The sequence below is a fragment of the Patescibacteria group bacterium genome (genome assembly GCA_041659765.1).
GTDB lineage: Bacteria > Patescibacteriota > Patescibacteriia > UBA9934 > UBA9934 > JAGORL01.
The window spans coordinates 467989-487273 of record JBAZXR010000001.1; the positions used below are offsets into that span (position 1 = coordinate 467989).

The 19285-nt window shown below is 49.8% G+C and carries 20 protein-coding genes; 7 read left to right on the forward strand and 13 right to left on the reverse strand.

Annotation, left to right across the window (positions count from 1 at the left end):
- Positions 1-2: 2 nt before the first annotated feature.
- From WC813_02575 to WC813_02610, 8 genes are read right to left on the reverse strand one after another with little or no spacing between them, the layout of a single operon-like run.
- On the reverse strand, positions 3-1010 hold the full coding sequence (locus WC813_02575) for a beta-galactosidase (protein MFA5946886.1): 1008 nt from the start codon (positions 1008-1010) through the stop codon (positions 3-5).
- Positions 988-2556, reverse strand: coding sequence for a hypothetical protein (locus WC813_02580; protein MFA5946887.1), 1569 nt, complete (start codon positions 2554-2556; stop codon positions 988-990). Before WC813_02580 ends, WC813_02575 begins: the two co-directional genes overlap by 23 nt.
- A gap of 3 nt (positions 2557-2559) precedes the next feature.
- Complete coding sequence (locus tag WC813_02585; protein MFA5946888.1) at positions 2560-3309, reverse strand: TIGR00730 family Rossman fold protein; 750 nt, start codon at positions 3307-3309, stop codon at positions 2560-2562.
- 58 nt (positions 3310-3367) lie between these two features.
- Entirely contained in the window at positions 3368-5476 is a 2109-nt protein-coding gene (locus WC813_02590) for an Ig-like domain-containing protein (protein ID MFA5946889.1), read from the reverse strand.
- A 47-nt stretch (positions 5477-5523) separates the two neighbouring features.
- Positions 5524-6789: a UDP-glucose/GDP-mannose dehydrogenase family protein gene (locus WC813_02595; GenBank protein MFA5946890.1), complete on the reverse strand. Its 1266-nt coding sequence runs from the start codon at positions 6787-6789 to the stop codon at positions 5524-5526.
- A gap of 24 nt (positions 6790-6813) precedes the next feature.
- On the reverse strand, positions 6814-7374 hold the full coding sequence (locus tag WC813_02600) for a hypothetical protein (GenBank protein MFA5946891.1): 561 nt from the start codon (positions 7372-7374) through the stop codon (positions 6814-6816).
- Positions 7375-7376: 2 nt separating this feature from the next.
- Positions 7377-8525, reverse strand: a complete 1149-nt coding sequence (locus WC813_02605) for a malic enzyme-like NAD(P)-binding protein (GenBank protein MFA5946892.1) — start codon at positions 8523-8525, stop codon at positions 7377-7379.
- 10 nt (positions 8526-8535) lie between these two features.
- Positions 8536-8964 carry an NUDIX hydrolase gene (locus tag WC813_02610; protein ID MFA5946893.1) on the reverse strand — a complete coding sequence of 143 codons (429 nt, stop codon included), beginning with the start codon at positions 8962-8964 and terminating at the stop codon, positions 8536-8538.
- A 103-nt stretch (positions 8965-9067) separates the two neighbouring features.
- On the opposite strand from WC813_02610, the gene WC813_02615 reads away from it, so the two are divergent.
- On the forward strand, positions 9068-9226 hold the full coding sequence (locus WC813_02615; protein MFA5946894.1) for a hypothetical protein: 159 nt from the start codon (positions 9068-9070) through the stop codon (positions 9224-9226).
- 46 nt (positions 9227-9272) lie between these two features.
- On the opposite strand, the gene WC813_02620 is transcribed toward WC813_02615, so the two are convergent.
- Together WC813_02620 and WC813_02625 are read right to left on the reverse strand one after the other, a co-directional pair.
- Entirely contained in the window at positions 9273-11396 is a 2124-nt protein-coding gene (locus WC813_02620; protein ID MFA5946895.1) for an ATP-dependent helicase, read from the reverse strand.
- 73 nt (positions 11397-11469) lie between these two features.
- The gene (locus WC813_02625; GenBank protein MFA5946896.1) at positions 11470-11952 is read right to left on the reverse strand and encodes a type II secretion system protein; all 483 of its coding nucleotides are present in this window, start codon (positions 11950-11952) and stop codon (positions 11470-11472) included.
- 137 nt (positions 11953-12089) lie between these two features.
- Between WC813_02625 and WC813_02630 the strand changes: the two genes are divergently transcribed.
- From WC813_02630 to WC813_02655, 6 genes are read left to right on the forward strand one after another with little or no spacing between them, the layout of a single operon-like run.
- Positions 12090-13394 carry a GspE/PulE family protein gene (locus WC813_02630; GenBank protein MFA5946897.1) on the forward strand — a complete coding sequence of 435 codons (1305 nt, stop codon included), beginning with the start codon at positions 12090-12092 and terminating at the stop codon, positions 13392-13394.
- A 3-nt stretch (positions 13395-13397) separates the two neighbouring features.
- Complete coding sequence (locus WC813_02635) at positions 13398-14480, forward strand: type II secretion system F family protein (GenBank protein ID MFA5946898.1); 1083 nt, start codon at positions 13398-13400, stop codon at positions 14478-14480.
- Position 14481: 1 nt separating this feature from the next.
- Positions 14482-14976: a type II secretion system protein gene (locus WC813_02640; protein ID MFA5946899.1), complete on the forward strand. Its 495-nt coding sequence runs from the start codon at positions 14482-14484 to the stop codon at positions 14974-14976.
- 3 nt (positions 14977-14979) lie between these two features.
- On the forward strand, positions 14980-15861 hold the full coding sequence (locus tag WC813_02645; GenBank protein MFA5946900.1) for a hypothetical protein: 882 nt from the start codon (positions 14980-14982) through the stop codon (positions 15859-15861).
- A 1-nt stretch (position 15862) separates the two neighbouring features.
- Positions 15863-16414, forward strand: coding sequence for a hypothetical protein (locus tag WC813_02650; GenBank protein MFA5946901.1), 552 nt, complete (start codon positions 15863-15865; stop codon positions 16412-16414).
- Between the two features lies 1 nt (position 16415).
- A complete protein-coding gene (locus tag WC813_02655) occupies positions 16416-16799 on the forward strand; it encodes a hypothetical protein (GenBank protein ID MFA5946902.1) in 384 nt (127 codons plus the stop codon).
- Between the two features lie 10 nt (positions 16800-16809).
- Here the strand turns inward: WC813_02655 and mltG are convergent, their stop codons facing one another.
- The 3 genes from mltG to WC813_02670 all read right to left on the reverse strand — a co-directional run bounded on the left by mltG (position 16810) and on the right by WC813_02670 (position 19162).
- Positions 16810-17838: an endolytic transglycosylase MltG gene (mltG, locus tag WC813_02660; protein ID MFA5946903.1), complete on the reverse strand. Its 1029-nt coding sequence runs from the start codon at positions 17836-17838 to the stop codon at positions 16810-16812.
- 4 nt (positions 17839-17842) lie between these two features.
- Entirely contained in the window at positions 17843-18583 is a 741-nt protein-coding gene (locus WC813_02665; protein MFA5946904.1) for an NDP-sugar synthase, read from the reverse strand.
- A gap of 87 nt (positions 18584-18670) precedes the next feature.
- A complete protein-coding gene (locus WC813_02670; protein ID MFA5946905.1) occupies positions 18671-19162 on the reverse strand; it encodes a phosphatase PAP2 family protein in 492 nt (163 codons plus the stop codon).
- Between the last annotated feature and the right edge of the window lie 123 nt (positions 19163-19285).

The window sequence follows — 19285 nt, forward strand, 5'->3', positions numbered from 1 at the left end:
CTTTATCTGAAGATGGTTCTGGCTTCGTCATAAAGCCGCGAGTTGCCATGAGCCTTTAGGAAGTACCACCATTCTACGCCCCACAAATATACCTCAGAAAACCCGGTTCGTTTGGCAAAAGCTACATGGTCGCGCAACCGTTCTGCAGGGAAAGCCGTATACGCCTTAGCCAAATCTTCCGGCATATTGCCACCGTCAAACCACGGCTCGGCCTGAAGCTCAGAAATGATAGTTTGCTTCACCCAGAGGGCAATGGTTTGGCGCTCGACTGCATACCAAGCCGCAGAATGCGGGTAAACCACCGGACCAATATGCTTGTTCCACACCACCCTATACAGACTTACCCCAAGCACATCAGCACTCTTAGCCAGATCTAGCCACGGTTCGCTTTCACCGCTGACGGTTAGCTGAATATCATGTGTAGGATCCGTTAACCGAACTGCTTCAATCTCTCGCTTGAGTAAACTTAGGTCAGGCGGAGGACAAAGACCAAAAGGAAACAGCGGCTCGTTCTCTACTTGATAGCGCAAGAGTGCCGGACTGTCTTTGTAGCGTTCCACAGTAGTCTCAAGGAAACCTACTAGATCATCACCGTAGGCCGGCGTCCCAATTTCGTCCTGAATAAAAGCTGGCAAATGGCATTCTGGCCAACGTGGAACTTTGGCTCCGATAACTAGCGTAATCTTCACCCCGCGTTTAGCGGCTTCCTGCATGAAGTAATCCGTCTCCTGCCAATCATACTGGCCGCGTATTTTCTCAGTCTCGTTCCAGTAAACCGGCACGCGAATGTACTTCACTCCTAGATCATCCATGAGGCTCAGGTACGTCTCCCAAGCGTTCAATTTGAGATACCTGGCCTGAGGCGCAGAAAACGTCACCCCAAAGTTAACTGATCGCGGCCATAGAAATATTTTACCGAAGACAAGCGTCGCGACGAGAAAAAGGAGGACAAAGAAAAGTCCTCCGAGCACCTGAGGAACACGCAGATTAAATTTGTTCGCGTTTTTCACGGATATAAGCTAGCCAACCCTCAATAAACTGAATGGCGACTTTAAGCGGAGCTTCAATGATGAAGTCAAAGAAATAAATAAACACATTGATTTTAGAAACTTTTTCTGATAGCCAAGAGCCGGCACGAACTATCGGCAAGAGCAAAATATCAAAGATGGTGCCAAAGAAGCCGCTCCTGGAATCAGAAGCGATCACGTCATTGGCGCTGGTACGAATACGGATACCGAAGAACGTTACCAGCGAGATAAAGAACAGGAAGAGACCGATGGACAACGCATGGAACTGAGCCAAGTGCAGCACCCAGGCAATAGCTCCGTAGACGCCAGCGAATAATAAGGCGTATATAGCGTCAAAGAAAATTTGCCACTTGCCACGAACGATCCGTTTCACGCGCACATGAAGAACCGGATGGTCAGCGCCAACCGAGAGCGCACGGATTGCATTTTTATAGTCCTCGGTATTTTGTTTCTCCGGGATCTTAATGGTGAGCGAAATAATGGCCAAGAAAATAGGATGGAACAGAATATTTACGAAGAGCGGATAAAGCGGAGCCTTGCCCTGAAAAAAGATGGCATCATAAGGCACTTCCAACAACATCGCCAAAAACATCTTCGTGATGATCAAGAAAATAATAGCTCGGACGGTGGTGCGGCGGAGGCGAACCTTAAAATCCTTAGTTCTGACCGAGAGCGCCTCAGTCACGGCCGAATCAAGCTCGGCCGGATCCTCATGAACGTCTTCCTTGGCACCCTTCAGGACATCGCCGAGCACACGGAAGATGCCGGCGCGTCTACGCAATAGTCTAGTCAGCCGCTCGGTTAGCGGATGTGTAATCTGGCCCTCAATAGCACTAACTACAGCCGGGAGATTAGCCGCAATCTCGGCCACGAGCGGATCTGTGGCCGTGGCTTCCCGCCAGGTAGGATAATAGAGAGTAAATAAACGGAAACGCAGAGTAGCCGGGGTAGATTTCAAAAGCGAACGATGAACGGCCACGTAAAAACGCAAATCCTTATCTTCCGCTGAAATGGCTAAGGTCGGGTCCCATTCAGTGCGAACTTTCATCTCTTCATACATGAAGCTAGCCAGCGCCTCATCGGCATTGGGCGGTTGAAGCAAGTACTCAATCTCCGTCGCGAGGATATCGAGCACCACGTGAAAAAGTACATCTGCCTGTTCCTTGTCTACTTCGGCGGATTTAAGCAAGACTTCGTACTTCGCGAGAATCGGTGCGATCTGGTGGACAAAAGACGTTGGGACAACTTTGTTCGGCAAGTACTTCGCCCAAACTAGTTCACGCAGAAGATTTCCGGCGGTGCTTTCAAGACTAGCGTGCGTACCAACGTAGCGTTTCAAAATTCGCAAAATTGCGTTGCGACGAAGCAAGTGCTCTTCCTGATACTCTAAAGAATTCCTAATTTTTTCGTAAATAGAGGCTGCGGTGGATGCCGGAGCGCTCACCTCAATAAACTCATCGCTCGCTTTAGAGCCAAAAGCCTTATCCGGAACTAGATGCTGGGCCAGGCGCAAAAGACGTTCGGACATAAATTAAAAGAAGTGCCGTTCTGATGTTTTCTTGCAAATATCGTAGGCTTCCTCTGCCGTATCCACAATCCTAACCAAATCTAGATCTTTTCTATCAACGGCGTCCATCTTAGCATAAACCTCACTCTGAATCCAGTTCCATAGACCGCCCCAAAACTCCTTACCGACCAGGACGATGGGGATGTGTTCTGACTTGCCAGTTTGGATCAACGTAATAATTTCAAACATCTCATCAAGCGTCCCGAACCCGCCTGGAAAAAAGACGTAGGCCTGGCTAGAAGCAGCCAGCATCACCTTCCGGGTAAAGAAATAATAAAAGGCCTTGCTGTCAGTCACGTATGGATTGATTCTTTGCTCTTTAGGCAACTGAATGTTAAGACCAACGGAACGAGCTCCAACTTCAAATGCCCCTTTGTTAGCCGCCTCCATGATGCCAGGCCCGCCGCCAGTCACCACCGTAAAGCCTCCCTTGCCAAGCAAGGCGCCAAGTTTAACCGCCTCTCCGTACCAGCGCTGGCCCGGCGGGATACGCGCCGAACCAAAAACTGAAACCTCTTTTTTTGTAGTAGACAAAAACTGGAAGCCCTCAACAAACTCCGCCATGATCCGAAAAATTCGCCACGTGATATCACTCATGCGTGGCGGCGCACCTAGGTCACGACAAATTTTCTTTTCCTCATCCGTAAGCGGTATCCTAGCGTGGGGATCATGCTGTTTCCCGCTCACAGATTTTGAGCCTCCGAACATATCCATACGGTAACTATTGTAACACAAAACACGCGCCCCATTCAGATGGAGCGCGTGTTTTTTTCTAGTGTGAGTTGAGAGCTGACCGGGTCTTCATGTTCGTCATGTTCACCGGGAAAGCAGTGTCAATCTCTTTTCCTAGCGTAAATTTCTTATAGAAGGCTGGGGACACGTCAATCACGTAGTCTGCCCAGTGAGTGCCAAACACATATTCGGCCGTCATCTCATTAGGAACCTCTCTTAGAATGGTATTGCCAGAAGCGTCATTCTCCAGGGCGTACACTTCGGTAGCGCTCTGAATTTTGACGAGAACTGTTCCGGCCTTCGGCAAGACGAGAGACCCCATTGGATAATTCGCCAAAGCTTCATCCGGCAAGGTCTTCACTACGTCCCATGAATCCTGGTAGGTGAAATAAGTTTGTTCGTCGATCAATACATGGCGCACCATATCAGCACTCACGTAGTAGACGGTGGACCAAGAAGTTCCGCGAATATAATCGCCGGCCATGACGCCATTACCATCAACCAATGCGCTGTCAGTGGTACCGAGCACCTGGGCTGGCGGGGCAACTGGGGTGATTACCGCCGCTGGTGCCGGGTCAATACCTGGAAGATTCGGAGCAATGTAACCGCTACCACCCCGACTACCACCAGAAGACTGGTTTGTAGTGAAAGTAATGGTACGACGCGCTGTCCGATTGCCACGCAAGTCTGTCATGTCAAGCACTACGCCCCTGCGCATTGCTGCACCAATCTGTATGTGATACGTGTTATTAATCAGCAAATCTGTGTCCGGATTTAATGTCACAACAGGACCAAAGCCCCCAACTATACTGGATTGTTCCTGCAAACTAACGGAAGAAGAAGCAATGGAATCTGTTGAGATATCCTCCGAGAAAGTGAGCGCTAAATCTGACGACAAATTAGCCAGATTGCCACCGTCTGCAGGCGTTGATGACACAAGAACCGGAGCGGCTCCGTCAAAAACCTCTAACGTGGCATAAAACTGCTGATAGGCCCGGGACTGGTTGCCACTTGAATCAGTAAGCAGGAAGTCTGGACCATCAGTTACATCCGCAATAGAGAAAGCTGAACCAGCTCCCGTAGAAACTACAGAAGATTCAACCAACGGCAAACGGATCGTAGAGGAATCAACCGTAATCAGGTCAGTCGAGTCATTACCAAAACTTACACCGGCAAAACCACCATTTCCTACAATCATCAGGGAATTTGGTGCGAGCGAGCTCGAAGACGCACTCACGGTCTCCGTCAACTCAAGATCAAGGCTGTCAATCATGCCATCGGCATCACCATCAAGGTAAGTCAAAGACTTCATGAGCGGCTTAGCCAAGTCAACAACTGAAGCCTGGGGCTGTGCGCCCACGTTCAAATCAGGGTTCAAGAAGACATCGGACGCGCTATAAGTAGGCGTCGTAGCTAAGGCGAAGGCGCCAGAATCATCATGCGTGTCAATAGCTGAGCCTTCGCTCAACAGAACGGAAACCCATTTCATGTCTACACCAATTTCAAGATTACCGCTGATACCGTCTGGGCCAACGGCAGCTACGGTCGTACCCGTAAAATCACCGGCATTAGCTATTTCAAAACTACTAACAGAAAAGAAGGCTCCATCGGAAAGCGCCTCAGAATACCGGACAATCAAATGGTCGATTTTTCCGTTCCAGTTATCATCCGTATACTCGATTGAGCGGATCACCGGACCGGCGCCGTCTGTAGCCGTCACTGAACCGTCGGCAGAAGAACCGGAAGTATCAAGAACCCCGTTCACGAGAACGTTACAGGTAACACCGGTATCCATATATATCACACTCTCTTCAGTGATAGAGAGTGAGACGGAGTCAGGTCCAGTTGAAGCAGCTGCGGTAACTGGAAAAGCTGGAGTGAAAAAGGTGCAGCTAGCGGTAGAAAAATCCGAGGCGGCCAAAGAAGTCGCGTCAATCGGGCCGGAAAAAGTGACATCAATGTGATCGAGTCGACCGTTATGATCAGCGTCTCGCATGACAGCGCCGGAAACCGTGGTGACAGAAACCGCGAACGCCGCAGAAGGCAGCGCGGCAACGCCTGAACCCACTAACATCAATGAAAAAATACCGGCGATAGATTTACGAATATTCATAGGAATAACAATAATTACTGCGCGAAATAGTAACATAAAAACCGACTTTTGTCAATGTAAAAGCCAGTTTTACAAGGCTGTTTCTACTGTTTCCTTAGGAATCCTCGGGCATCAAGTACAACCCCGCTGCGAACCCGTGTTCGAAGTTCGGACAACGAGTAAGAGGCGAATTCTGGCCATTCCGTTAACAGGGCCAAGGCGTCTGCACCGCGCAGGGATGATTCTGGATCAAGCGCCACCTCAACCAAAGGGAACTGCCCCCTAATTTTCTCCCCAACTTTTGGATCACACGTAACAACAGATGCGCCTTCGCGCAACAAACGATCAATAAAGTATAACGCCGGGGATTCGCGCGTGTCATCCGTTCCCGCTTTATAAGAAACACCCCAGAGAACGATACGTTTCCCGCGCACTCCGCCAAGCGAGTTCGATAACGATTCATACATTCGTACGCGCTGGCCTACGTTTACCCGGTCAACCTCCGGAATGATCTGAAACCTGTAGCCTGCCTCTTTGCCGGCAACTACTAGAGCCCGCACATCTTTTGGCAAACAACTTCCGCCATAGCCAATGCCTGGTTTTAAAAACTTCGGCCCGATACGGCTATCAAGACCCATGCCCTTGGCCACATCCTGGGCGGAAGCACCAACAAGCTCGGCGTAATTAGCGATCTCATTAATAAAACTAATTTTTGTGGCGAGAAAGGCGTTCGCTGCGTATTTAGTAAGTTCACTGGTGGGAATATTTGTAGAAACCAACGGAATACCGCGGGCGATGAGCGGTGCATAGAGCTCGCGCAAAGCTGATTCGCCAGTCTCGCCTTCTGATCCAATAATAATGCGCTCAGGTTCGAGCGAATCTTTGACCGCACTGCCCTCGGCTAAAAATTCAGGATTTGAAGCAACCGCATATGGCTGCGTCACACCGCGCAAACGTAGTTCCTCGCCGATAATTTCCTGACAGTGCTTGCCCGTGCCCGGCGGAACTGTAGAGCGGACAACAAACACGCTTCCCCGCTCAATGCCTCGCCCAAAATCACGTGCAACGTCATAGACCGCAGAAAGGTCAGCGGCGCCGTTGGGGAGTGGCGGCGTACCGACAGAACAAAGCACGATATCTGTCTGCGCGACGGTATCAAGCGTGGCGGCAGAAATGATCAAATTCCCCGTTGAAAGACCCGCAGAAAACAGCTCGGGCAAGCCGGGCTCAAAAAACGGCAAATCGCCCCTCTTCAGGGCGATGATCCTCTCTTCACGATTGTCCGTTAAAACGACATCGTGTCCCAGGTGTGCAAGCACGGCTGCGGAAATAATCCCCACCCAACCGGCCCCAACCACAGTTACTTTCATACCCATCAGGTTTCAGGTGTCAGGTTAAAACGACGCCTCGGCCACCTTCTGCCCTTTTTGGTCGGCTGATTTCTGCTCCTTCATGATGACGAGCGTCCGGTAAGCGTCAGGTTCAGCAATACCACTAAGCGCGCCCGCCGTAAAGTCCGCTACCCAGCTGCCATCCGCTCTCGGCGACAAGTCCCCCATTCGCTTAACATCGGCCAATCCATCTTTCAAGAGCCAGACTGCGTACGTTTGAGTGAGACCGTCTATTCCTGGAAGATACACGATCAAGTGATAATCGGCACTTTTTTCTCCAGGGGTTCTATTTGCCACACCCGTCGCTTTACCGTCAGTTGAAGAAATAATATCCGAGCGGAAAAGCATGGGTTCGGCCGCGGAAACTGAGCCAGGAGAAAGTAAATCGGTCACCGTCCCGGAACCAGCCGCAATTTTTTCCGTAGTTGACGCACCGCCGCGCAGCCAATTCATACCGCCCCAAAATAGCCCTCCTCCAAGGACAATAAGAAAAGCTGAAGACAAGAGCGACCGGCCAAATGAGGATCGTTTTCGGCGAGTGTGCCGAAAAACGCGTTGGGTCATAATTAGGCCTGGAGGATTGCGCGCCTAATACTCTCCGCAGGGTTCTCCTCCAAGATGCTAGGTAGTATACACTGTTTTTCTGGGCTTTTTACTGTCCCAGCCAGAGCCTGTGCAGCAGCCAGTTTCATCTTCGAGGTTAGTCGGCGAACACGGCCATCGAGCAAGCCTCGAAACAGTCCGGGATACACGAGAACATTGTTAACTTGATTTGGATAATCAGAACGTCCAGTGGCGATAACTTCCGCTCCCCCAACAAGCGCTTCTTCCGGCATTATTTCCGGCGTGGGATTCGCCAGCGCAAAGATAATTGAGCGCGGAGCCATGGTCGAAACCATCTCGCGGGTCACGAGACCTGGACGACTCACGCCGATAAACACATCAGCGTCTTTAAGAGCATCGGCGAGCGTTCCAAGTTTCCCGTCGAGGTTAATGATCTTCGCGAGTCTATCTTTTTCTGAGTTCATTTTCTCACGGCCGAGGGCGATAATGCCGACAGAGTCGAGAAGATCAATCTTCGTGGCGCCTGCGTCGATCAAAAGCTGAGTGATCGCAATGCCTGCCGCACCAGCGCCACTAATAACCATGCGAACATTCGACAATTCCTTCCCGACAACTTTCAAAGCATTGAACAGTCCACCAACAACCACAATCGCCGTGCAGTGCTGATCGTCGTGCATGACGGGAATGTCGAGCTCCTCGGTTAATCGACGCTCAATCTCGAAGCATGCCGGAGCTGCGATATCTTCAAGATGGATTCCTCCGAACGTCGGCGCAATCATTTTCACGGCCTGCACAATGTCGTCGACGTTCTTACTCGCAAGGACAATCGGCATGGCGTCTATGTCTGCATACTTCTTGTACAAGACCGCCTTCCCTTCCATCACCGGGAGTCCCGCCATCGGACCAATATCGCCCAAACCAAGCACCGAAGTGCCATCGCTTACCACCGCCACCGTGTTGCCCTTCATGGTCAGCTCGTAAGCAAGCTCCGGGTTCTTCTGAATCGCCAAACACGGCTCAGCTACGCCCGGGGTGTACGCAATAGATAAATCATCCTTGGTTTCAAGGGGCATCTTTGAAGTAATGGCCCATTTACCCTTCTTTTCTTTATGAGCAGCTAAGGAGAGCGCGGCGTAGTCTTTCTTTTCCATAAAACGAAAGTTATCGTTGGGCAAAATATTCTGTCACTGCCGTATATTCCTCCTCATTTGAGAACTCCTCTCGCATGAATGTTTTCTCGTTCGGGTTGATCCATTCAGCGCCGGCATGCTCGTCCGATAACACTTCAGTGCCCGAGACGTACTCGGCTTCAAATACCGTGAGAAATACGTATCGATCCATGGTCTTGAGATATCTGCGAAACTGGCATGCGACTGCACCGAGCGTATAAACGATGCCTTCACCCAGCTCTTCCCGAATTTCGCGGGTAAGCGCGTTCTGCAATGGCGTAGTGTATTCGTCGTTATCAATGCGGCCGCCAGGAAAGTCGTATTTGCCACTATGCATCTTTAAAAACAGATATTTCCCGTCTTTCTTCAAAAGAATCTTCTGACCCACATGAAAAAGCCCGTAGTCTTTCTTCATTTCCATAGTGAGAGGATATTACTCCCAGACCCTGACGCCAGGAAGGGTCTAGAGGTGGATGAATTAGAAAGTGCCCGGGATTCCTGTAATATCTTTCAAGGAGGTTCGAATGTCTCGTGGGAAGCCGAAGGACAAGACAGAGAAGCAGAATCCGCAGAAGAAACCTGTGAACCGGTACCTGATCATCAAGCCCGCGCTAGAAGCGGACGCAAAGCTCGCGACCCGATCAATGCAGGTCATTCGTCACCGCCATTGCAAGGTGCGCTAGTTCAAATCGTCGCCACCGCCCGGAACCACGCCGAGCGGTATTTTTTTTAGTAATCTCCCAAAAAACTAGTCGGCATTTTCTTTTGGACACGCTCGCCGTTATTGTCGAGAACGATTGTGGGCTCGTCGTCATACACGTTCGCGGAAGGCTGACGAGGAGTAGTCGAACGATACGCAGTCGACGCGCCCCAGGAAGGGATGCTGGTTTTAAGGCGGATTTCTTCGATGAGTTCTTTGGGGATTTCGTCGAGGAATTGAGACGGCTGGCGAATCTCAACGGATTCATAGCCGGTTGTTACTGGGTATGTGAAATAGAGATTTCGGCGGGCGCGGGTTGCAGCTACATAAAAGAGTCGTCGCTCCTCGGCCATGCCGTTCTCCTCGCTATACGCCCGCGAGTGTGGGAATGCTCCTTCGGCGAGGTGAATGATAAAGACGCTGTCCCATTCGAGTCCCTTTGCTTGGTGAATGGTCGAAAGAATCAATTTGTCTCCCCCGTCTTCTTCCCTCGGTTTTTCAGGATCTTGCAACGTCACGCCAAAGTCGCCGGTAAGTGTTACCGCGTCCAAGAAGTCACCCAGCTTCTCGTACTGCTCGGCGAACAAGCCGAACTGCTCAAGATCCTCCTGCCTATCACGAGCATTTTGATATTCGGCTTCTAAGTATTGTTTGTAGACATCACTCGACGCAAAAGCACGCAACATTCCGGCGGGCGAAGATTCAGCCAACATGGCGCCGAAAATCTGCACGCACTTCTGCCAGCCGAGTGCAGCTTTGGCGCCAAGCGGAGGAAAGCTGACGATCGCTGACTGCGCGTCCGGCAACTCGCCCAAGTAGTTAGCGGCCTTGCTCGCCGTCACGAGACCCATGCCTGGGTGAATCTGAAGCGCCCGCATCCAAGCCATGCCGTCTTTTACATTTCGGATTACTCGAAGGTGAGCAATGGCGTCCTTCACATGCGCGCGCTCGAAGAACTTTAGTCCCCCGCGATATTCATAGGGAATATTCCGCCGCATGAGTTCAAATTCCAATGACTGCGAGTGAAACGCGGCTCTAAATAGCACAGCGATGCTTCTCATTGGCGCGCCTTCGTCGATCAACTCAAAAATCTGCTCGGTGACATATTGTGCCTCCTGCCTTTCGTCTGTCGCCGGGACAAGAGACGGCTTGTCACCGTGCGCGACGACGGCCGTCAGATCCTTCGAAAACTGTTCCTTGTTATTCTTAATAACAGCGTTCGCAACAGCCAGAATTTCCGGCGTCGATCGGTAGTTCGTGACTAATCGAAACACCTGCGCGTTCTCGTACCGCTTCGGGAAGTCGAGAATGTTTTTGATCTCGGCAGCTCGAAAAGAATAGATGCTCTGCGCGTCATCACCAACGACTAATAAGTTCCCATTCACGCTCGACAACAAGTGAACGATCTCGGCCTGGATCATGTTTGTATCCTGGAACTCGTCGACCAAAACATAAGCGAACTTGTTACCGAGTTTCTGTCGAAGATCGTCGTCGCGTTGCAGGAGTTCGAGGAGCTTTACGAGGAGATCGTCAAAATCCATGGCCTTCTGGCGCTCTTTTTCTTTGCCGTACATGTCGATCACGGCCAGAATGTCGTCCTTAAAACCTACAAGTGCGGGATGCTTCCACTCGATGACCTCATCAGCAGACTTGCGCGCGTTGACCGCATAGGAACCGATCGACCGGCACACCGACGGCGACGGAAACCGCTCCCCCGTAATCTTCACGTGTCGCTCTTTAATACAAAGCTTCATCATGTCATTCGCGTCCTCTTCGTCCAAAATCGAAAAGTCTCGACCAAAAACTGTCCGGTCGCCGTACATGCGCAAAAGTCTGTTCGCGATCGAGTGAAATGTGCCAGCCCATAACCCTTGCGGGAATACCTTAAGCAAGGCTTCCGAGCGCGTCATCATTTCCTTGGCGGCCTTATTAGTAAACGTCAAAAGCAAAATACGATCAGGCGGTACGCCATGTTCGAGCAACCATGCCACGCGATACGTGACTGTTCGCGTCTTGCCAGAACCCGCACCAGCGAGCACCAAGCATGGCCCATCACCGTTCTCAACAACTGCGTACTGTTCATCGTTTAATTCGGCTTTATAGTTTATGTTTAAATGGACCTGACCGCCGCCGGAGAGTACGAATTCCTTCATAGATGCGCCCAGATTAACATAAATAAAAAGACGAAGCCATGCGGCTCCGTCTCTTTAAAACTATATCTGCCAATTATCGGCTGAGTGAGATAGGTGCATTTTCTGGGTCACAAGCACCCGCAGTCAGCGTACCGGAAGCATTCCTGATCAAATAGTAATCAGTCTTGGTGGCGGCGCCGCTGGTTGGGTCCATCGGGACGCTGCCGAGGTAGCCAGCTGTTTGCAAGGCTGTAAGATCTGCACAAGCAGCGGCCGTGGTCTGAGCCGTACAACCTGTGTCACAACCGATAGCATCAGTTCCAATCACGTAAGCCGTTCCCGCAGTCATCGCGGCAACCGAAGCTATATAGGCACCGCCGTTATCAACCTGCGCCGTCTTCAGCGCAGCCACGATGTTTGTAACATCACTTGAACGACGTGAATCGCGGGCATCGGCGAAACGCTTAGCTGGGTTAAGAGCTACGAAAACTGCAGCGGCCAGCACCACGATAATAGCGATTACAATCAATAACTCAATAAGAGTGAATCCTTTTCTCTCCCGCTGCACGCTCTTCATAAAAATTGATTCGTTTAAGAATAAACATATTATAATCTATTTTTACCGGTATCAGGCGCAGCTGCTGTTTAATGTGCATAACCTCATGCACACCCGCCCTCACCAAAAGCCAGTCTAGCAACTATAATGATACGTATATGGCCACCGAAAAAAAACCTAAAATCATCAAATTAATCACCAAGGGGCCTAAAACAACGAATGGCAACCTTCCATCAAAAAAAGACGTTGAAGATCTCATTGCCAAAGCAATTGCCGGTACTACATCAGATGCAGCCGTTAGGCTCTTTGAGATGATCATGATCTTTGCTCATGCTGCCCGCGCCTCAGACGTTCATCTTGAACCGTGGAAGGATCACGCTATTATCCGCATTAGAATAGACGGCATTCTTCATGATGAATTCACTCTGGATACCGATCTCCATACCCAGTTAGTAGCCCGTATAAAGATTCTAACCCGGATGCGAACCGACGAGCATCATGGCCCGCAAGATGGAAGATTTAAATTTACTTCTCCGCTCGGAGACGTGGATGTTCGCGTCTCAATTCTGCCCGATTCCTTTGGCGAAAAAGGGGTTTTACGCCTCCTCTCCAGCCAATCGCATCAATTAACGCTTGAACAGCTTGGTTTTTGTGAAGAAGATTTGGCTCGTATCACTAGAGCCATAAAAAAACCTTGGGGCATGATTCTAGCCACCGGTCCAACGGGCAGCGGAAAAACTACGAGTATTTACGCGATTCTTGAAGTAATTAACAGGCGAGAAGTAAATATCGCCACCATTGAGGATCCAGTTGAATTTGAAATCCCCGGAGTCAATCAAAGCCAGGTTGATCACGTGGCTAAACTGACATTTGCTACCGGCCTACGAGCGCTATTGCGACAAGATCCGGATGTTATCATGGTCGGAGAAATTAGAGACGAGGAAACTGCAAAAATTGCGGTCAATGCGGCCCTGACCGGACACAAACTCCTATCCACTCTCCACACCAATAACGCCGCCACCAGCATTCCGCGGCTTATCGATATGGGCGTTGAGCCTTTTCTTATCTCGTCTACATTTATCTGCGCCATCGCCCAAAGACTGGTTAGACGCGTCTGCAAAGATTGCGTAGAAACACAAAACTTGGGAATTGCTGAAGGAAGTAAAATGTTGCACAAACAAACAGCCGATGCTCTTTTCAAAGATAGGAAGACCATCGAAATCGCCAAAGCTAAGGGCTGCACAAAATGCAACGATACCGGGTATAAAGGGCGAATCGGTATTTATGAGGTACTAGAAAACTCCGTCGCCATTCAAAGCCTCATCAATAAGCGGGCAACGAGTGATGAAATTCAAGAGGTAGCAAAAAAAGAAGGCATGACCACTATCATGGAGGATGGCGTGCGAAAAGTCCTAACCAAGGAGACCACGATAGAAGAACTTAGTCGCGTCATGGAAGAGTAAGGTATGAACAGCAAAAAAAAATCTGGAGTGAGTCTTTACACTAAACTCTCAGTTCAGCTGTCGCTGACTGAGCAGCTTCTGCTGACTAAATATTTAGCTGTGCTGCTCAAATCTGGACTACCGATTGATGATGCGATTGAAATTCTTTCGAACCAGTCAAAAGGCTCCTTAAAAACGATCTTAACCAGCCTCAGGGAATCTGTTAGAAGCGGCAACACACTGGCTGACGGCCTGGAAAAATTTCCTCATGTTTTCTCCACGACCTTCATAAACCTGATTCGAGCCGGCGAAAACTCAGGAACGCTCCAGGGAAATCTTCAGCAACTAGCTGATCAGATGCAAAAAGAACACGACCTGCGGGTAAAAATCCGGAGTGCCATGATGTATCCGTCCATTGTTTTCATGAGCGCTATCACTATCTGTACTGGAATTGTTGTCTTTGTCCTGCCGAATATTACCGCGCTCTTCAAATCTCTTGATGTTCCGTTGCCTTGGACTACCAAAGTTCTCCTCTGGATTGCCTTCGTAGTCCAACATTATGGAATTTTGATTGCCACGGTTACAATCGCGTCAATCGTCATATTCATGTTTATTCGTAATTTATCTTTCGTAAAACCAATAACGCATTTCTTAACCCTCCGTGCGCCAGTTTTAGGAAAAATCGTCAGAAATACTAATCTAGCCAGAATCATGCGACTGCTCGGCACCCTTCTTAACACCGGTATGGCGCTTGACGAAGCCCTGCCGGTAACCGTTTCTGTAATTAAAAACCACTACTACAAACGCCTCTTTACTAAAATGGAAACTACTGTTTCCGAAGGAAATACTATTACCGTAGCTCTCGCCTCGAATAATTATCTTGTTCCGCCCATCGCCCTGCGACTAATCAGAGTCGGCGAGGAAACTGGCACCCTAGGAGAAATGCTCATCTACCTAGCTAATTTTTATGAACAAGAAATTGATGAAGCGACAAAAAACGTCACCACGCTCATTGAACCAATCATGATTGTCGGGATCGGACTCATGGTTGCCTTGCTGGCCTTCTCTATCATCTCGCCTATTTACCAAGTAGTCGGCTCTATCTAACGTGAACAATCCAAAAGGCTTCACATTTCTAGAGATCATCATCACCCTCGGGGTCTTCGGGATTCTTTTTTCAATCTCCGGAATAGCCTTAACAAAATTTCAACAATCCGTAGCCTCAAGTGCCAGCGACCGCGAGATCCTCCATATTCTATCAACCGCCGCCCGTAAAGCCCGCCACGGCCAAGGGGGCGCTCCTTGGGGGGTTTATATTCCCTACAGTGAAAGCACGAGAGCAACAACGACCGTCACGGTCTTTTGCGGAGCCACCTACGCCACCAGAGATATAACCTGTGACGACGTCTACACGGTTAGCAACAATATCCATTTTTTGGCCGTAGATTTTAGTGGAGCAGCTCCAGACACTACAAATGATCATGAAATAGTTTTTAACCCGCTCTCTGGGTCTACCGCCCAATACGGCTCAATCTCACTTGGCTGGTATAACACTACTCGCTCGTTGTCCATTAGTCCGGACGGCTTTGTAAATAGGCAATAATCTATGCGTAACTCCAGACGTTCTATTCAAAGAGGCTCATTGCTTCTTGAAGCCATCGTGGCAATTGGCGCCACCGCATCTTTCATGACGGCGTTGATCGGTTTTGTAGTTGTCGCCAACCGTGGCAGTGACCGAGCCCAAGAAATCCAACAGTCGTTATGGAATACAAATGAAGGCGCCGAAGCGCTTAGAACCATCTCCTTCGCCAGCCTAACAGATACGCTAACCGGCGCCCTGACCTTCGTAGCTCCCGCCTGGGCATTAGCCACTAACGGACCGCAAACCTTAGCCGATGGTTCAACTCGAATAGTTAAAATATACCCAGTCTACAGAGATGCGTCCTGTAATGTGGTGGTCTCTGGAGGCACTGCTGATCCAGATAGCAAAAAAATTATTAGCGAAACTAGCTGGATCGATACCGCTGGCAGAACCCATACCACCTCAACCACTACGCTGCGCACAAACTGGCTAAACCCGACTGGCACTTGTTTTGCCCCTAGACAGGCTGGACAGGTCAGCTTCGCCGTTAATGCAGCCCAATTCTATGGAGGCAAACAGCTTAGAGAACTTTATTTCACCAACACCGGTGGAACGAGCGTGACAATCGATAAAATAACCTTCACCTGGAGCAACGGTTCTGAATTCGATCAATTGTTCATCGATAACTCAAAAGTCTGGTCAACCTCTGGTCCGGGTACGCCCACGGGAGTCGATGTTTATTCAGGAACCACGCTCGACATCCAAAATTTCACCATGGCGCCAGGACAAACTTCGCAAATCACCAAGGGACAATTTGAAGATCTAATGTCGGGTGCTTCAATGACCATGTCCGTAACCTTTGCCGACGGCTCGGTCTTCACTTCAGGTTCGTTCAATCCCCTTTAGTATGAACAACAAAGGCACAACTCTGCTTGAGACCGTTCTCTACATTGGCATCGTGATGATCGTCTTGCCGACCTTCGTAATGTTTCTAATAAACCTGTGGCAGACTTACACCTTGCTTGATGCTCGTTCTAGAATAGAACAAACTGCCTCAGTAGTGTTTTTGGAACTACAAAACTCACTCACTGAGGCTGATGCAATTAGCATTAGTACCTCTACCCTGGCAAATGACAGCGGAGTTTTAAAATTTCTTGATGCCACGGGACAACTAGTAACCATTGACCGACCAACCGTAGCGGTGACCTTAGTTGGAGCACCGCAAAATGTACGGAGATTACGGATGCAAAAAGGCACAAACCCAGCAACCTATCTGACAGATCCGGAGATAGACGTGACCCAATGGCGCATAGAGGCAATTCGGACCGACGCGACCCTATCCGGTCTAAGAATAAGTTACGATATGGCCATGCTGAATCCCGGGATCGGCGCCTATCGTCATTCCGCCTTCTCGGCTGATACTACCTTTGCTCTCTCCGGACACACTATAGAAAATTAATATGCTCGTCCGCTCGCCCAAAGGTGTCGTCCTTCTCTACACCATGCTAGTCATGGGCTCTGCTAGCCTATTGGCCCTCACTATCCTTGCTCATGGAAGCATGGGTGGGTTCATTGACGCTAACCATGAGGTGGCCACGCTCCAGGTCAGATCATCCGTCATGGGCTGTACTGACGAATTTATTATTCAGCTCAAAAAAAATAGTGGCTACGCACCGGCTACTATTCCAGTTGGAACCGCAACCTGTACGCTCACCGTAACCGCCAACGGAACTACTCGTTCGGGCCTAATCAAGCTCACTCAAAATAACATCACCCGCGGGGTGCGTGTAGACATGGAGACGAGTCCTTTTTCCGTCACTCAAGTAACTGAAACCTTACAATAATTTTTTCAATCTACCTGAGATACTTCGCCTTATTTTGAATATGCTGTTCAAACGTCTCGGCGTAGTACACATTCCCTAAATCATCAGTCAAGAAATACAGGTAGCCGTTAGTCGCCGGATGAATAACGGCTGTCAGCGCATTCATCCCTGGATTGCTAATGGGGCCCGGAGGCAGGCCAGGATTCTTGTACGTGTTATAAGGCGAAACGGTGTCACGCTCGTTTAATGAGATGGACGGATCCTTGCCACCGGTCACATAATTTACTGTGGAGTCTGCCTGCAGAGCCATGCCGATAGACAGGCGCTTCAAGAAAATATCCGCCACGTTTTTCATTTCTGAGGGCTTCCGCACTTCGCGCTCAACAATTGAAGCCAGAGTCAAAATTTCGTGCATGGTCATACCCTTAGCGTCCCCAGTGGGTTCGTCTAGTCCATCCACCTTTTCTTCCATGGTGTCGATCAGCTTCTGCACTACGTCGTCAGCGGTTGCGTCGGCAAAAAACCGATATGTATCAGGAAAAAGATAGCCTTCAAGATCAACGTCGTCCGGCTTCTGGGCGCGCACCACGAATGGATGCGTTTCGAACTTCGAATATTGCCCCGTGGCCTTTGACCAATCCTCGGCAGAAATTTTGAACTTAGTCTGTACCAGCTCGCCCATCTGCTTGAGGGTCAAGCCTTCGGGGAACGTGATTGAGATATCCGTGACCTCGCTCGTAGTCAGATGCGCTAAAATATCTGCGTAGCTCTGGCCAGGGGTAAATGAATAAACACCAGTTTGTACGTCATCAGTCAGCCCGGCAAACTCTGCCGCTACGCGAAACCAAAGTGCATTCGCAATAATGCCACGCTCTTTAAGCAACGTAGCGTAATTCGAGAAGGAACCGCCCGGTGAAACCGTAAAGGAAATTGCCGGAGTACCCGCTTTTGGCGTTTGAAAAAAAATGTGGTTGATTTGATTTACGGCCACTACCAAGCAAACCAGCCCGATCGCAGCAGCAAGAATAAGCGCACGGACAAGAAGACGAAGAATATTCATAGGTTTACAATGCCCTATTTTTCAAAAAATCCTCAACCCGTGCGAGTCTCTCGTGCGTCCCGGAATCAAACCAAGGTTCTGTACCGTGATAGAAGCCGAGTGTGCGGCCGGATTTCGACAAAGCTGGCCAAACATGTGTTTCGTGAGAAAGCGGCATCTCATCTGGCGCGATGTCGAGCACGTCCGGCGTCATAATATACCAGCCAGAAGAAACGAACACGGAGGGCGACGCAGCACGCAACGGCTCGGCGAGGCTTCTATCAACGTACGCATTGAGCTTAGTCTTATCGGTATTCGTATCGAGAATCTCGTAGTTGTTGGCCGTCTCGCTCGGAATAGAAATACCGGCAATAGTCGCCGTGGCCCCAGTTTCCTCGTGACGTTTTAAAAAAGCCGAAACATCAATCCAAAAGAGATTATCCGCGTTGGCTACAATAAACTTTTCGTCGAGCTGAGATTTATCGACTAACTTCATCCAGCCGCCGGTGCCCATCATTTCTGGCTCGCGCAGGTATGTCAGCTCCAGGCCCATGGACGAACCGTCGCCGTAGGTTTCCTCAATGAGGTGGCCGAGATAGGCAGTCGAGATCGCCACGTTCGTAATGCCCGCAGCTTTCAAATGTTCAAGGACGTACGTCATCATTGGCTTGCCCAAAATTGGCACCAAGGGCTTAGGCATGGTGTCGGTCAGGGGGGCGAGACGCGTACCTCGACCGCCGGCAAGTAAGATGGCTTGAATGGGCATAACGAAACGTAAAGTATTAAAGAATAAAGTGTTAAAGCCACTCAGAAACTTTAATACTTTAATCTTTACGCTTTATTCTTATAACAATTAATACATTACCCCAAACCCAATCCCCAGGACAAACCCAACCAGTACATCGCCAAAGTAGTGCACGCCGACCACAATACGCCCCAGGCCAATCAACATCTCGGCGATCACAAACAAAATAGCGAGAGAAACGAGGATCAAGGGATTTGGAAAATGTACTTGGAGCAAAATGACGGTCGCGACTGCTGCAGAAATGGTCGCATGCCCGCTCGGGAGGGAGTACGTGCGCCACCACATTTTGTAGCCGGTCTTCTCCTCAAACTTGGGCCGCGCGCGTCCCACAATCGCTTGCGTGCTGATGGTCAAAATCCAAGACGAAAAAGCGATCAGCGGCAACACCCACCAAGCTAACCAGCCAAGTAAGCCAAGCGCCACCCACGCTATTACATAAACATTAATCAGCTGGACGGCAAAGAAATACCACAATTTATAGTGTGGCTTGCCCCAAGCTTCAATCCGTGTGCTGAGCGGTTTGTCTAAGTTGAAATCCATGTCAGCAGAATATCATTTCTTCCCTCTTTTCAAAAGCCCTCGGGCGTAGCCCTAAGTACATCTATCAGTCCCTACGGGCGAGCCCCGCCGCCAGGGTATTGGCGACGGAGCGTTTTGAGCGAT